Raw genomic sequence first — 13,723 nt, 5'->3', positions numbered from 1 at the left:
CTTAACGTTCTGGACGGCATGTGAGCTTCGTCGAAACCCTTCACTTTGATTTCAAGGAGAAAGACATGACAACGTTACGCCGCGAGAGCGACTCCATGGGCGCGATTGAGGTTCCTGCAGACAAGCTGTGGGGCGCACAAACCCAGCGCTCGCTGGAACATTTCCGCATATCCACCGAAAAAATGCCGGTCTCGCTGATTGCCGCGCTGGCGCTGACCAAACGCGCGGCCGCCAAGGTCAATCAGGATTTGCAGCTACTTCCGGCTGAGAAAGCCAATGCTATTGTCAGCGCTGCCGACGAAGTGCTGGCCGGCAAACATGCAGACCAATTTCCCCTCGCCATCTGGCAAACTGGCTCTGGTACGCAGAGCAACATGAATATGAACGAGGTGCTGGCCAACCGCGCCAGTGAGCTTCTCGGCGGCGTGCGCGGCATGGAGCGGAAAGTTCACCCTAATGACGATGTGAACAAAAGCCAGAGCTCGAACGACGTATTCCCGACCGCCATGCACGTTGCGGCGGTGATCGCGATTCGCGAAAACCTGATCCCGCAGTTACAGGTACTGAAAAAGACGCTGAGCGGCAAATCCCACGCCTTCGCTGATATCGTCAAAATTGGCCGTACGCATTTGCAGGACGCCACGCCGCTGACGCTCGGGCAGGAGATTTCAGGCTGGGTGGCGATGCTGGAACATAATCTAAAACATATCGATTTAACGCTGCCGCACTTGAGCGAGCTGGCGCTGGGTGGCACGGCGGTTGGTACCGGCCTGAACACCCATCCGGAATACGCCAGGCGTGTGGCGGATGAACTGGCGGCAATCACCAAACAGACGTTTATCACCGCGCCGAACAAATTCGAAGCGTTAGGAACCTGCGATGCGTTGGTTCACGCCCACGGTGCGCTGAAAGGGCTGGCAGCGTCGCTAATGAAAATCGCCAACGATGTGCGCTGGCTGGCATCTGGCCCGCGCTGTGGTATTGGTGAGCTGTCGATCCCTGAGAATGAACCTGGCAGTTCGATAATGCCAGGCAAAGTGAACCCGACGCAGTGCGAAGCGATAACCATGCTGTGCTGTCAGGTTATGGGTAATGATGTGGCGGTGAATATGGGCGGTGCGTCGGGCAATTTCGAGCTGAATGTGTATCGCCCGATGGTGATTCATAACTTCCTGCAATCGGTGCGCCTGCTGGCGGATGGAATGGAAAGTTTCAACGAGCACTGTGCGGTGGGGATTGAACCAAACCGCACCCGTATCGATCAGCTGCTGAATGAATCGCTAATGCTGGTAACCGCGCTCAATACCCATATTGGCTACGATAAAGCGGCTGAAATTGCCAAAAAAGCCCATAAAGAGGGGCTGACTCTGAAGGCCTCTGCTTTGAAACTCGGCTATCTGACCGACGCCGAGTTTGACGAGTGGGTACGTCCGGAAGCGATGGTCGGCAGCATGAAAATCAGTCGCTAGCCAGATACAGGTGCAGTCGGGGGATGATGAGCTCCAGTAACTGCGCCTCAGGCTTATAGCGATACTGCACGGTATTTTCATCGTAATTCAGTAACTCTCCAATCTCCGGTACGCTAACGCCTTGAGTGCCGGAGATTAATGCGATCATCGGCCCAGGACAGGCGTACTGCACCTGCTTTTGCTTTCCTGCATACCACACGCGGGCAATCGGCTGGACTTTCACCGGACGCTTAATCTTCAGTTTTGCCTTCTGCGGCAGCGCCGCGATGTCCTGATACTCACGCTCCAGTTTGGCCTGCCACTGTTCACGAGTGAAAGGTGGCACGGAACGCGGCGAGCGCAGGCTGTTTTCCAGCTGTTTTAGCACTTCGTCACGGGTCATATTCTTGATGATGTGCTTATTGGCCCAGCCAAAGCGGATGGTAGCCGGGTCGCGCAACAACGTCAGGGAGCGGTAGGCTTTGAGAGTAATTAACCCCGGTAAATGGTGATGCACCCACTCAAAACGAGCTGCGGAGGGCAAACCAGACTCGACGGTGACAATGGTTTCGAACGCCGCTTTTAGCGCGTTAATGGTGCTGATTTTGTCATGCAGCACCTGCAACTGCTCTGGCTCCGGATGCAGACAAATCACCCCGGGTAGACGCACCGCCGCTTTACTGCTGCGGTTTTCCGACTGTTGCTGAATAAACAGGTGACTATAGTGGTTCAGCGCTTTCAGCCGCGCCGCATCGCCCAGATGCGGCGCAACCGAAATGGCAGAGAGCGGGTCGTGCTCATGCTCTTTGCTCACCTCCGGTAGTTCAAACACCCGCGCGGCGAGCAGGCGACAGTCCGCTAGCATTTGCTGCAACTCAAGCAGTTCGTGCTCCATCTGGCGGAAGGTCGCGGTTAAACGCTCAATCATGTCGTAATCGGCCATAACACTCACTTTAGTTACAACATACTCATTGATTTTTACTATAAGCCGAGTGGTGGCATTGTGCAATGTTCAGTCAGGCAGGGGCGCCAGGGTTTTGCGAAACGTTTACCGGCCAGCTGAAACAGAAACGTGCGCCGCCAATCGGGCTGGCATCGCAGGTCACTTCCCCTGACATCGCATGGCCAATGGAATGCACGATAGCCAGGCCCAGCCCGCAGCCTCCGGTGGCGCGGTCGCGGCTTGGGTCGAGGCGCACAAATGGCTCGAACACGCGTTCACGTTCGTCAGGTGCAATGCCTGGACCATCGTCATCAACCAACAGCGTCGCGCGCCCGGCGTTCAGCGTCAGGCTGACCTGAATCTGCTGGCAGCTGTAGCGCATCGCATTGTTCACGAGGTTATCCAGCACGCGTTCCATCAGACGCATATCCAGCGCGCCATAGTGACCCGGCGTCAATTTCACAAGCGACACATCGCGTTGAGGATTTACTGCTTGAATATCCTCGACATGGGCGCTTATCCACGCAGGGAGGTCAGGTGTGGTGAGGATCAATTCGTTCTGCGGGCGATCGAGGCGCGCGTAGGTCAGCAGTTCATCGATAAGCCCTTCGAGCTGGCCGATATCCCGGTTTAGCGCCTGAGATTCTGCGTCGGTTAACTTCTCGCTCATCTCGAGACGGTAGCGCAAACGCACCAGCGGGGTACGCAGTTCGTGAGCTATCCCGTCGGTGAGCTGCTTTTTACTGGCAATTAGCGTATTGATGTTGTCCGCCATCTGGTTGAACACCACCCCAAGCCGCTCAAAGCTCGACATACTGTCAAAATGGATGCGCTCAGCAAGATGACCCTCACCAAAGCGCTGGGCCGCTGTTTCCAGACGTAGCATGTCCTGCCAGTGCGGTCGCATCCAGATAAACACCGGGAAGGCCAGCGAGACGGCGATGAATGCCAGCAGGGCCACGTCCAGCAATCTCATTTCATGCAGGTAATAGAGATACGGCACCGGACCGACGGCCAAAACGTAGTGGCTGCGCGGAATGCGCTGAATAAACGTGTACTGATCGTCGAGAGCGACGATATCGCCACGGCGTAAATGCTCCATTGAGCTTTCTGCCAGCTGGAACTTATTCAGCGGCTCAATGCGTAAATCGAAAGAGAGATTGAGATCGAGTTCTTTAAGGGTCTTACTCCAGTCCCGGGGCGGGATTTCACGCAGTTCGCTGCGCATCAGATAAAGCGAACTTTTCATCAGGTCGTCGAGGGACTGTCGGCCCGCGCGTTCGGCGGTGAATTTATACACCAGCCCGACCAGCATGGTCATCACCAGAAAGCAGACAAACAGCAGCAGGTAAAACTGCACGAACAACTTTTTCATTTCTGGCCCCGGAAGTACGGAAAATTAGTTATCCCAGGCGTGGGGCGCGAAAAGATAGCCCTTATTACGCACGGTTTTAATACGGTACGGCTCGGTAGCGCTGTCGAGCAGCTTTTTACGCAGGCGAGAAATTGCCACGTCCACGCTGCGGTCCATCCCGTCATAGGTCACGCCGCGCAGGTTTTTCAGCAGCGCATCGCGGTCCATAATTTGCCCTGCATGGGTTGCAAGTTCCCACAACAGGTCAAAATCGGCGGTCGACAGGGTGACATTAACGCCGCTGAGCAATACCTGCCGATTAACCGGGTCGATAGACAGGGTGCCAAAGCGGATCGCTTTATGCGGCGTGAGTCCGGTTACCGGTTTTTCTCCTGTCGGGTTCGCAATGTGCTGACGTAAATGCAGACGCAGACGAGCCAAAAGCACCGCAGGCGGGGTGGTTTTGAGGATATAGTCGCTGGCGCCCATTTCCAGAGACAGAATATGGTTCATGTCGCTGTCGAGCGAGGTCAGCAGAACGATCGGGCCTTGCCACTGCGCGCGCAAATCGCGGCAAATGGTCATCCCATCTTTGCCGGGCAGCATGATGTCGAGCAGGACCAAGTCGGGTTTTTCACGCAGAACCACTTCTTCAGCGCGGTCACCGCGCGGTTCAACGATAACGTCCATATCATGCTTGCCAAGGTAGGCGGCGATGAGCGATCCGACTTCCGGATCATCTTCCACAAAAACGATCTTATTCATATCAACTGTGCGAGGCGAAAAAAACTAAAATACACCGCCAATCTGTGGGGTGCTATTAATCTTTCATAAACAATGTAACTTCCGCTATCCTCGATTCATTCATTAGGTGAATTGCAGGCTGGAAGATGGCTTTACTGATAAAAGCGGCGCTGGGTGCGCTGGTGGTATTATTGATTGGTGTGCTGGCGAAAACGAAAAATTATTATATTGCCGGGCTTATTCCGCTGTTTCCGACGTTCGCCCTGATTGCGCATTATATCGTCGCCAGCGAGCGGGGCACCGAGGCGCTGCGCACCACCATCGTGTTTGGTATGTGGTCGATCATTCCCTATTTTTTCTATCTTCTTTCGCTGTGGTATTTCACCGGTTTTCTTCGCCTGCCGTTGGCGCTGGCAGGCGCAGTCGCGTGCTGGAGTCTAAGCGCTTGGCTGTTAATCGCCATCTGGAGTCGCGTGCATTAACGCAGCGGGCGACCGCCGTCGACGCCGAACGACCGTCCGGTGACGTAACAACTGGTCAGCAGATAATCCACCAGGTCGATAATTTCTTTTTCGCCAGGCGCGACTTTCATCAGCGACTTATTCAGCGCTTGCTGGCGATATTCCGCATCATCACTTTCATTAAACAAAATCAGCGCCGGGGCGATGGCGTTGACCTTCACTTCCGGTGCAAGCTTGCGGGCAAATGAGCGGGTCATATTGTCGAGCGCGGCTTTACTGGCGGCGTAGGCGATATGTTTGTCGCTGCCTTTTTCCACCACGTAATCGGTGAAATGAATGATATCGCTGGCCGCGTGGCCGTGACCACACAGCAGTGCTTCCAGCGCATGATTCAGTAAGTAGGGTGCATTAACATGAATTTGCATCATCTTTTGCATCACGTCGCTCAATGAAACGCCGGGCTTTTCGGCCTGCCAGCTGCTGGCATTGTGAATGACTGCCCGCAGGCTATCGGTATGGGACTTCACGGTTTCAGCGAAAGATAAGATACCGTCATCACTGGAGAAATCGGCGGCGATGCACAGCGCCCCGGCGCGTTCCAGCACACCGATAGCGTCATAGCGCGTGCGGTAGCTGACGATCACCGGCTGTTGTTGATTCAGAAAATGATGGGCAAGGGCGAGGCCGATACGGCGGCCTCCACCAGTAATCAGAACGGGGCGGGAAGGACTTTCTCCCATCGTTTTCTCCTTAGGGTCGCGATGGGGTAAGCGCATTACCCCACTAACATCCACATTGCCGGTACGGCGGCAACCAGTAATAAGCCAATCAGCGCCATTTCACGGCGCTTAAGCGTGTCACTCAACGCGTGCGTCCGGCGAGCATACATAAACACCAGCAGGCCCGGCGCGTACAGCACAACCGACAGCAGCAGGTGCATCGGTCCGGAAGCATACAGTAACCATAAGCCATAAATGCAGGCACCGATACCCACAGCGGTATGCAGCGGACGCGTTGCCATCTTCAGCAAGAACGCGCCGACGAGGAAATAAGGCACCAGAATCATCTCTGAGGCGATGGTCAGCAACGTATTATAGTCAGAGCCGGTAATACCAATCAGGATGAGACACACTTGCACACTGATGTTGGTTAACCACAGCGAGGACGACGGCGCGTTATTTTTATTCTGACGGGCAAAAATTCGAGGGAATGCCTTATGCGTCGCCGCCAGATACGGCACTTCCGCCGCCATAATGGTCCAGCTCAGGTATGCGCCGCACACGGAGACAATCAGTCCGGCGGCAATCACCACCTCGCCCCAGGAACCCATCAGGCGAACCATAAGACCAGCCATCGACGGATTACGCATCTCAGCGAGTTCAGGACGCGGTACGACGCCCATCGACAGCAGGGTGACCAGCAAATACACACTCAATGCTGAAAGCACCGCCAGCAGAGTGGCGCGGCCTACGTCTTGCTTATTACGCGCGCGGGCAGAAACCACCACCGCGCCTTCTACGCCGATGAACACCCACAGGGTAATGAGCATGGTACCTTTAACCTGTTCCCACACCGGCACGCCCAGCGCCACGCCGCTGAAATCCAGGCTGAAGGTGTCGCTGCTGAAGGCCATCGCCGCCAGCACGATAAACAGGCCGAGCGGCACCAGCTTCGCAAGCGTAGCCACTATGTTGATGCTGGCTGCGGTCTGCACGCCGCGTAGCACCAGGAAATGCACCACCCACAGCAGAACTGAGGCTCCGATCATCGCCTGCCAGGTATTACCGTCGCCAAACAGGCGCAATTCTGGCGTATCGGTAAAGAAACTCAGGGCTGAAAACACGATGACCAAATAGGAGACGTTGGCGATTACTGCACAGAGCCAGTAACCCCAGGCGGAGCAGAAGCCAATCAGCTCGCCGAAGCCTTCACGGGCGTAAGTGAAAATGCCGCCATCCAGATCCGGACGAATGCGGGTCAGCAGTAACATGGCGAAAGCGAGGAACAAAATGCCCACGCCGGTAATGGCCCACCCAATAAGCAGTGCGGAAGGACTGGCCACTTCGGCCATGTTTTGCGGCAAACTGAATACACCTGCACCCAGCATTGAGCTGAGTACCAGGGCCGTCAAGGCACTAAGGCCGAGTTTCTTTTCCATGGGCATCCTGTCGAAGGAAGAACAAAAGCCAGAATATTTATTTGGCTAAAACGCATAAAAATGGAAGATTACGCTACGGCGCGCGATTTTACGGAGAGAGTAGGTGGCATGCAATGGCGTAAGCCAGAAAAAAATAAAAAAGGCAGCCGAAGCTGCCTTATCTGTCAGGAAAAGCAATTACTTATAGAGGTCGGCGCTGATAGTCATGTTACCACCACGTTCCTGCCACTGGCGGGTAACGTGGTAATACTTAGCCCCTTTCTTAGCCGCACGCTTAGCGACCTGATAAGAGATTTCAGTCATATTGCCGTAGTTGCCGGTGAACTGAACGCTATCAAACGGCACCATCTGGGCGGCAGTAACTTTGTTCAGTTCTTCAATCTTAGTACCGTCTGGCAGAGTTACACTGTAACGTCCGCCTTTGGTAGACTGCGTTTCGAAGAACAGACCTACGCCTGCCGCTGAAGTCGAGCCCACGGTGGAGGATGTCGCCACGCCTGGGATTTCAACTTTCTTGGCGGCTTCACCACCTTCCACTAATGCCGCACGTCCTGCATCAGAATCTGCCGGGATAGCGTCGGGGCTCTGAACAAGGCGCTTCTTCGCATCGGCTTTATAGATATAAGCGGTGACACGCTGGTTACCGCCGCCGTTTGCATCCACTTGACGAACAATAAAGAACGACGCAGCGCCTTTCTCTTTGGCGGCTTTCGCAATGGCGGAGTTAACATCAGGCTGGCTGCGGTAAAAACCCTGCACGGTGACGGTGTCGAATGGCTCAATCAGGGCAGCCTGGTCTTTCGGCAGTTCAGTCACGCCATCAATTACGCGGTTTTTAGGTGCGTCGGCTTTAGCGGCATCGTCTTTATATAAGTCTGCGGTAACACGCCAGTTGCCACTGCTGGAAAAATCGGACGTATCGACGACGTAAAAAGAGGCTGCGCCTGCTTTGTCGGCTTTACGGGAAACAGCATCAACGGCGTCACCAATAGCATTAAAACGACCGGTGATAACGATACGATCGTACGGCTTGTGGGCTGCCGCTTGCTCCGGTGTTAACTCAGTTGCTGCACTGGCAGAAAAAGCCGCTGCAGACAGGAGAGCGGACGCCAGGAGGGTGTACTTAAGCTTCATAAAAATAATCCTTCGCCTTGCGCAAACCAGGTACTGGTAGTTGTTAGTGACTAAAACGTCACAGATTATTGCATTTAAATTGCTTCACTGTCTGCGTGATTTTGCTCATCTTGTGCGACCCCGTTAACAGGGCGCGATAACTTTTCACGATATGTTGTGGAAATGGACGGTTGACCAGCAAAAGCGATAATCATTATGACTTTTATAGGTTAATGTGATGTTAATTTCCGGTAACAGTGACGCGAATAATCATGTTTTAGCGCTTCGCTTAAGCGAAATATCAGGCTCGCCAGACAAAAAAAGGTAAATATTGCTGCCTGAGGCCTGCATAAGTGCCATATTCCCGAATAAAATCAAAATTACTGTTTTCTGACGGTGGATCACAACCGTTATTTTCAGTAGGTTATATACCCGTCATACTTCAAACAGCAGGGGCGTTGGCTGCACTCGCTCACCTCAGCCACTTACTCAAGTAAGCTCCTGAGGATTCACTTTTTTGCCGCCTTCCTGCTGTTCGATTTATTGAGGGTATAGAAAGTTTGTGAATGTTTTATTTTGCGGGTGATTCGCCTCTACGTCAGCGCAGGCTGCTGGGACGGAACCCGATGAGACAACAAACCATCATTACAATCGATGGAAGGGAAAACTATGCGTATTGCAGTACCTAAAGAGACGCTGGCCCTGGAAACCCGTGTTGCAGCGACACCGAAAACGGTTGAACAGCTGCTCAAACTCGGTTTTACAGTGGCAGTTGAAAGCGGTGCCGGTAAGCTTGCAAGCTTCGATGATCGTGCTTTTACCGATGCGGGCGCTGAAGTTGTCAGCACAGAAACCGTCTGGCAGTCTGACATCATTCTAAAGGTGAATGCCCCAACGGACGCGGAAATCGCGTTGCTTAATCCGGGCACCACGCTGATTAGCTTTATTTGGCCGGCACAAAACCCGGAGCTGATAGCAAAATTAGCCGCGCGACAGGTCAACGTGATGGCGATGGATTCCGTGCCGCGTATTTCACGCGCGCAGTCTCTCGATGCCCTGAGTTCGATGGCGAACATCGCGGGTTATCGCGCGATTGTCGAAGCCGCTCACGAATTTGGCCGCTTCTTCACCGGGCAAATCACTGCCGCCGGTAAAGTGCCACCGGCTAAAGTCATGGTGATCGGTGCGGGCGTTGCGGGTCTGGCCGCCATTGGCGCGGCAAACAGCCTCGGCGCTATCGTGCGTGCTTTCGATACCCGTCCGGAAGTGAAGGAACAGGTCCAGAGTATGGGCGCTGAATTCCTCGAACTGGATTTCGAGGAAGAAGCGGGCAGCGGCGACGGCTATGCCAAAGTAATGTCCGAAGCCTTTATCAAAGCGGAAATGGAACTGTTCGCCGCCCAGGCGAAAGACGTCGATATTATCGTCACCACCGCGCTGATCCCTGGCAAGCCAGCCCCGAAACTGATCACCCGTGAAATGGTGGATTCGATGAATCCAGGCAGTGTGGTGGTTGATCTGGCGGCACAAAACGGCGGCAACTGCGAATACACCGTTCCGGGGGAAGTGTTCACCACGGCCAACGGCGTGAAGGTGATTGGCTATACCGATTTAGCCAGCCGCCTGTCGACCCAGTCTTCACAGCTTTACGGCACCAACCTGGTCAACTTGCTTAAACTGCTGTGCAAAGAAAAAGACGGCAACATCAATATTGATTTTGAAGACGTGGTTATTCGCGGCGTGACCGTGGTTCGCGAAGGCGAAGTGACCTGGCCTGCGCCGCCGATTCAGGTTTCTGCTCAGCCGAAAGCGGCAGCAAAAGTTGAAGCGGCACCTGCGGAGCCGGAGAAACCGGCATCGCCGTGGCGCAAATACGCGCTGATGGCGCTGGCGATTATTTTGTTTGGCTGGCTCGCAGACGTTGCACCCAAAGAGTTCCTCGGACACTTCACCGTGTTCGCGCTCTCCTGCGTGGTCGGTTATTATGTTGTGTGGAACGTGTCTCATGCGCTGCACACGCCGCTGATGTCGGTAACGAACGCCATTTCCGGGATCATCGTGGTCGGTGCGCTGCTGCAAATTGGTCACGGTGGCTGGGTTAGTTTCCTCAGTTTTATTGCCGTGCTGATTGCCAGCATCAATATTTTCGGTGGTTTCACCGTAACTCAGCGCATGCTGAAAATGTTCCGCAAAGGGTAAGGGGTAGCACATGTCTGGAGGATTAGTTACAGCTGCATACATTGTTGCCGCGATCCTGTTTATTTTCAGTCTGGCAGGGCTTTCGAAACACGAAACGTCACAGCAGGGCAACTATTACGGCATCGCCGGGATGGCCATTGCGCTGATTGCCACCATTTTTGGGCCGGAAACGGGCAACGTGGCATGGATTTTAGTCGCGATGATCATCGGCGGGGCAATTGGTATTCGTCTGGCAAAACGCGTCGAAATGACCGAAATGCCAGAGCTGGTGGCGGTGCTCCACAGCTTTGTGGGCCTGGCAGCGGTTCTGGTCGGTTTTAACAGCTACCTGTATCACGAACCGGGTCTCGAGCCGATCCTGGTCAATATTCACCTGACCGAAGTGTTCCTTGGCATCTTTATTGGTGCGGTGACCTTCACCGGTTCAATCGTTGCATTCGGTAAACTGCGCGGCAAAATTTCGTCCAAGCCGCTGATGCTGCCGAACCGTCACAAAATGAACCTGGCCGCGCTGGTGGTTTCATTCCTGATGCTGGTGGTATTCGTTCGCACCGAAAGCGTTGGCCTGCAGGTACTGGCCCTGCTCATCATGACCGTTATCGCGCTGGCCTTTGGCTGGCACCTGGTGGCGTCCATCGGTGGGGCTGACATGCCGGTTGTGGTGTCGATGCTGAACTCCTATTCTGGATGGGCGGCGGCGGCGGCGGGCTTCATGCTCAGCAACGATCTGCTGATCGTGACCGGTGCGCTGGTTGGTTCTTCCGGTGCGATCCTGTCTTACATCATGTGTAAAGCGATGAACCGTTCGTTCTTCAGCGTTATTGCGGGTGGCTTCGGCACCGACGGTTCGTCTACCGGCGCTGACGACGAAGTGGGTGAACACCGCGAAATCAACGCGGAAGACACCGCTGATATGCTGAAAAACTCGCAGACGGTCATCATCACTCCAGGCTACGGCATGGCGGTGGCGCAGGCGCAGTATCCGGTGGCTGAAATCACTGAAAGACTGCGCGCGCGCGGTATCAAAGTGCGTTTCGGTATTCACCCTGTGGCGGGCCGTTTGCCAGGGCACATGAACGTGCTGCTGGCTGAGGCGAAAGTACCGTATGACATCGTGCTGGAAATGGACGAAATCAACGATGACTTCCGCGACACTGATACCGTGCTGGTCATTGGCGCCAACGACACCGTTAACCCGGCTGCGCTGGACGATCCAAAAAGTCCAATCGCCGGTATGCCGGTGCTGGAAGTGTGGAAAGCGCAGAACGTTATTGTCTTCAAACGTTCGATGAACACCGGCTACGCTGGCGTACAAAACCCGCTGTTCTTCAAAGAGAATACCCACATGTTGTTTGGCGATGCAAAAGCCAGTGTGGATGCGATCCTTAAAGCGCTGTAATTCCCTGCTATAAATCTGTGCTTAAAGCCGTCTTCCGGTAAAAGGAAGGCGGCTTTTTTGTTATGATGGCCGTCACATTTTTAATCAGTAGCAGTGAAGGGAGATCAACGTGTTTGCGGATTTTGGTGTACTGAATTACTGGACTTACCTGGTTGGCGCGATATTTATCATTCTGGTGCCAGGGCCTAATACCTTTTTTGTGCTCAAAACCGGGGCCGCTTACGGCATCCGCACTGGCTATCTGGCCGCGCTGGCGGTGTTTATCGGCGATGCGGTGCTGATGTTCCTCTCCTATGCGGGCGTCGCCACGCTGATTAAAACCACCCCGGTGCTGTTTAACATCGTCCGTTATTTGGGCGCGCTGTATCTGCTATATCTCGGGCTGAAAATGCTGTGGGCAGTTATCAAACAGAAGGGTGGCGAGCACACGCACACCGCTGACCAGCGCAGCACTATTTTCAAACGCGCGCTGACGTTGAGCCTGACTAACCCGAAAGCGATTCTGTTCTACGTCTCTTTCTTCGTGCAGTTCATCGACGTGAACTCCACTACGCCGGGTCTGGCATTCCTGATCCTCGGCGTTACGCTGGAAATCGTCAGCTTTGCCTATCTCAGCTTCCTGATTGTCTCCGGTTCGCTGGTGACCCGTTTCGTCGGCAGCCGTAAAAAGCTGGTGAAGCTTGGCAACAGCCTGATTGGCTTGGTGTTCGTCGGTTTTGCCGCACGACTGGCATCGTTACAGTCTTAAAATTTTCGGCAATATGACCACATGTAAAATCACGTCTCCGGGCGTGGTTTCTTATTCCCGACGCCCATCAATACAGCATGAAATGCAGTTGGCGACAGGGTTTATACGTGTTTTAGAACCTCACTTTTGTGGGGTTTTTGCTTTTTGTGAGTGGGTTGGTTAGCATTCCTCATCAAAAGGGGAAACTAATGAAAAAAGCAATCTTAGCCATATCTGTAATTCTCATCGCTGGATGTACATCTAAGTCTGAACAAAACCCAGAACCTGGCCTCTCAAATCCTGCTTCTATTTACTGCATCAAGCAGGGCGGCAAATTGAGCATTGTTAACTCTGGCAATGGCGAAGTTGGCTACTGCAATCTGCCTAATAAAGAGCGGGTAGAGGAGTGGGAGCTATATCGCCGAATGGGACATTGATATTATTTTTGCCTAACGAATTGTTTATAAATAAACAGTCCATTTACACGCGACTTGAAAATCCAGCATTTAAAGCTAAATTTAGGTTGTGTTTTTGTTGCATCTTTGCGGCGAATTTAACCTCAGGGAGCGTGTTATGGATTTTTTAAAGAGAACCAAAGCTGAAGCGCGAAACTATGGCGTCGCATTATGGGCCGGTTTTTTAGGTGGAAACTTATCGAGTTTCGTAAAGTGGGGGACAGAAAATCCTATGCCTCCACGGACTGCAGACAGAGCTATCCCACCGGCAGAAATGCTTCAGGACGTTGGGTTTCAGGTGAATGAAATGATCTATCACTATTCCGGTCACGTCGTGAACTGGGGAGTGGCAGGTATCCATCATATGTTCTCTATCGTTTTTGCTATGTTTTATTGCCTCGTTGCAGAAGTATTCCCGGCAATTAAACTATGGCAGGGCGCTGCTTTTGCCATACTCGTTACCATTGGGTTTCATGGTGTAATGTTGCCAGTATTTCATTGGGCTCCGCCATTATGGCAATTGCCTTTTGATGAGCTTCTCTCGGAGACGCTCGGGCATATCCTTTGGATGTGGGCAATTGAGATTGTTCGACGTGACATCCGTAATCGAATAACGAAAAAACCAGATCCCGAGTTTCAGTGATTAGCTGTTAATCACCGTAATACTTATGAGATCATTCTATAATGGCTCGCTTTGGCGAGCCTTTTTTATGAGTTTTTTG

13 protein-coding genes are annotated in these 13,723 nt (G+C 53.4%); 7 read left to right on the top strand and 6 right to left on the bottom strand.

The window, feature by feature from the left end; genetic code table 11:
• Positions 1–65 precede the first annotated feature (65 nt).
• Entirely contained in the window at positions 66–1,469 is a 1,404-nt protein-coding gene (gene fumC, locus MUU46_RS13305; RefSeq protein ID WP_258965754.1) for a class II fumarate hydratase, read from the top strand.
• On the opposite strand, the gene tus is transcribed toward fumC, so the two are convergent.
• The 3 genes from tus to rstA all read right to left on the bottom strand — a co-directional run bounded on the left by tus (position 1,459) and on the right by rstA (position 4,510).
• Positions 1,459–2,391, bottom strand: a complete 933-nt coding sequence (gene tus / locus MUU46_RS13300; RefSeq protein ID WP_258965753.1) for a DNA replication terminus site-binding protein — start codon at positions 2,389–2,391, stop codon at positions 1,459–1,461. The two genes, fumC and tus, sit on opposite strands and share 11 nt — an antisense overlap.
• Positions 2,392–2,464: 73 nt before the next feature.
• The gene (rstB, locus tag MUU46_RS13295) at positions 2,465–3,766 is read right to left on the bottom strand and encodes a two-component system sensor histidine kinase RstB (RefSeq protein ID WP_159756201.1); all 1,302 of its coding nucleotides are present in this window, start codon (positions 3,764–3,766) and stop codon (positions 2,465–2,467) included.
• Positions 3,767–3,790: 24 nt separating this feature from the next.
• Positions 3,791–4,510, bottom strand: a complete 720-nt coding sequence (rstA, locus tag MUU46_RS13290; RefSeq protein ID WP_159756204.1) for a two-component system response regulator RstA — start codon at positions 4,508–4,510, stop codon at positions 3,791–3,793.
• A gap of 125 nt (positions 4,511–4,635) precedes the next feature.
• Between rstA and MUU46_RS13285 the strand changes: the two genes are divergently transcribed.
• A complete protein-coding gene (locus MUU46_RS13285; RefSeq protein ID WP_159756207.1) occupies positions 4,636–4,971 on the top strand; it encodes a GlpM family protein in 336 nt (111 codons plus the stop codon).
• On the opposite strand, the gene folM is transcribed toward MUU46_RS13285, so the two are convergent.
• The 3 genes from folM to ydgH form a co-directional block, all read right to left on the bottom strand.
• Entirely contained in the window at positions 4,968–5,690 is a 723-nt protein-coding gene (gene folM, locus MUU46_RS13280) for a dihydromonapterin reductase (protein WP_159756210.1), read from the bottom strand. The two genes, MUU46_RS13285 and folM, sit on opposite strands and share 4 nt — an antisense overlap.
• Positions 5,691–5,725: 35 nt before the next feature.
• Complete coding sequence (locus MUU46_RS13275) at positions 5,726–7,108, bottom strand: amino acid permease (protein WP_258965752.1); 1,383 nt, start codon at positions 7,106–7,108, stop codon at positions 5,726–5,728.
• 177 nt (positions 7,109–7,285) lie between these two features.
• Positions 7,286–8,242, bottom strand: coding sequence for a DUF1471 family protein YdgH (ydgH, locus tag MUU46_RS13270; RefSeq protein WP_159756216.1), 957 nt, complete (start codon positions 8,240–8,242; stop codon positions 7,286–7,288).
• Between the two features lie 648 nt (positions 8,243–8,890).
• On the opposite strand from ydgH, the gene pntA reads away from it, so the two are divergent.
• From pntA to MUU46_RS13245, 5 genes are all read left to right on the top strand, one after another.
• Complete coding sequence (gene pntA, locus MUU46_RS13265; RefSeq protein WP_258965751.1) at positions 8,891–10,420, top strand: Re/Si-specific NAD(P)(+) transhydrogenase subunit alpha; 1,530 nt, start codon at positions 8,891–8,893, stop codon at positions 10,418–10,420.
• 10 nt (positions 10,421–10,430) lie between these two features.
• The gene (gene pntB / locus MUU46_RS13260) at positions 10,431–11,819 is read left to right on the top strand and encodes a Re/Si-specific NAD(P)(+) transhydrogenase subunit beta (protein WP_258965750.1); all 1,389 of its coding nucleotides are present in this window, start codon (positions 10,431–10,433) and stop codon (positions 11,817–11,819) included.
• A 109-nt stretch (positions 11,820–11,928) separates the two neighbouring features.
• The gene (leuE, locus tag MUU46_RS13255; RefSeq protein ID WP_258965749.1) at positions 11,929–12,567 is read left to right on the top strand and encodes a leucine efflux protein LeuE; all 639 of its coding nucleotides are present in this window, start codon (positions 11,929–11,931) and stop codon (positions 12,565–12,567) included.
• A gap of 188 nt (positions 12,568–12,755) precedes the next feature.
• Positions 12,756–12,983 (top strand): putative hemolysin, encoded by a 228-nt coding sequence (locus MUU46_RS13250; RefSeq protein ID WP_159756228.1) that lies wholly within the window; start codon positions 12,756–12,758, stop codon positions 12,981–12,983.
• A 136-nt stretch (positions 12,984–13,119) separates the two neighbouring features.
• A complete protein-coding gene (locus MUU46_RS13245) occupies positions 13,120–13,644 on the top strand; it encodes a YagU family protein (protein ID WP_159756231.1) in 525 nt (174 codons plus the stop codon).
• Positions 13,645–13,723: the final 79 nt, after the last annotated feature.

The sequence above is a fragment of the Scandinavium tedordense genome, assembly GCF_024764965.1.
GTDB lineage: Bacteria > Pseudomonadota > Gammaproteobacteria > Enterobacterales > Enterobacteriaceae > Scandinavium > Scandinavium tedordense.
Note: the sequence above shows the minus strand (reverse complement) of the source record. Positions and strands in the feature narration are given on the sequence as shown.

Bases quoted from the DNA above. Each gene is read 5' to 3' on its own strand.
- tus (WP_258965753.1), bottom strand. From the start codon at position 2,391: ATGGCCGATTACGACATGATTGAGCGTTTAACCGCGACCTTCCGCCAG.
- ydgH (WP_159756216.1), bottom strand. From the start codon at position 8,242: ATGAAGCTTAAGTACACCCTCCTGGCGTCCGCTCTCCTGTCTGCAGCG.
- pntB (WP_258965750.1), top strand. From the start codon at position 10,431: ATGTCTGGAGGATTAGTTACAGCTGCATACATTGTTGCCGCGATCCTG.
- folM (WP_159756210.1), bottom strand. From the start codon at position 5,690: ATGGGAGAAAGTCCTTCCCGCCCCGTTCTGATTACTGGTGGAGGCCGC.
- MUU46_RS13285 (WP_159756207.1), top strand. From the start codon at position 4,636: ATGGCTTTACTGATAAAAGCGGCGCTGGGTGCGCTGGTGGTATTATTG.
- pntA (WP_258965751.1), top strand. From the start codon at position 8,891: ATGCGTATTGCAGTACCTAAAGAGACGCTGGCCCTGGAAACCCGTGTT.
- rstA (WP_159756204.1), bottom strand. From the start codon at position 4,510: ATGAATAAGATCGTTTTTGTGGAAGATGATCCGGAAGTCGGATCGCTC.
- MUU46_RS13275 (WP_258965752.1), bottom strand. From the start codon at position 7,108: ATGGAAAAGAAACTCGGCCTTAGTGCCTTGACGGCCCTGGTACTCAGC.
- MUU46_RS13250 (WP_159756228.1), top strand. From the start codon at position 12,756: ATGAAAAAAGCAATCTTAGCCATATCTGTAATTCTCATCGCTGGATGT.
- rstB (WP_159756201.1), bottom strand. From the start codon at position 3,766: ATGAAAAAGTTGTTCGTGCAGTTTTACCTGCTGCTGTTTGTCTGCTTT.
- fumC (WP_258965754.1), top strand. From the start codon at position 66: ATGACAACGTTACGCCGCGAGAGCGACTCCATGGGCGCGATTGAGGTT.
- MUU46_RS13245 (WP_159756231.1), top strand. From the start codon at position 13,120: ATGGATTTTTTAAAGAGAACCAAAGCTGAAGCGCGAAACTATGGCGTC.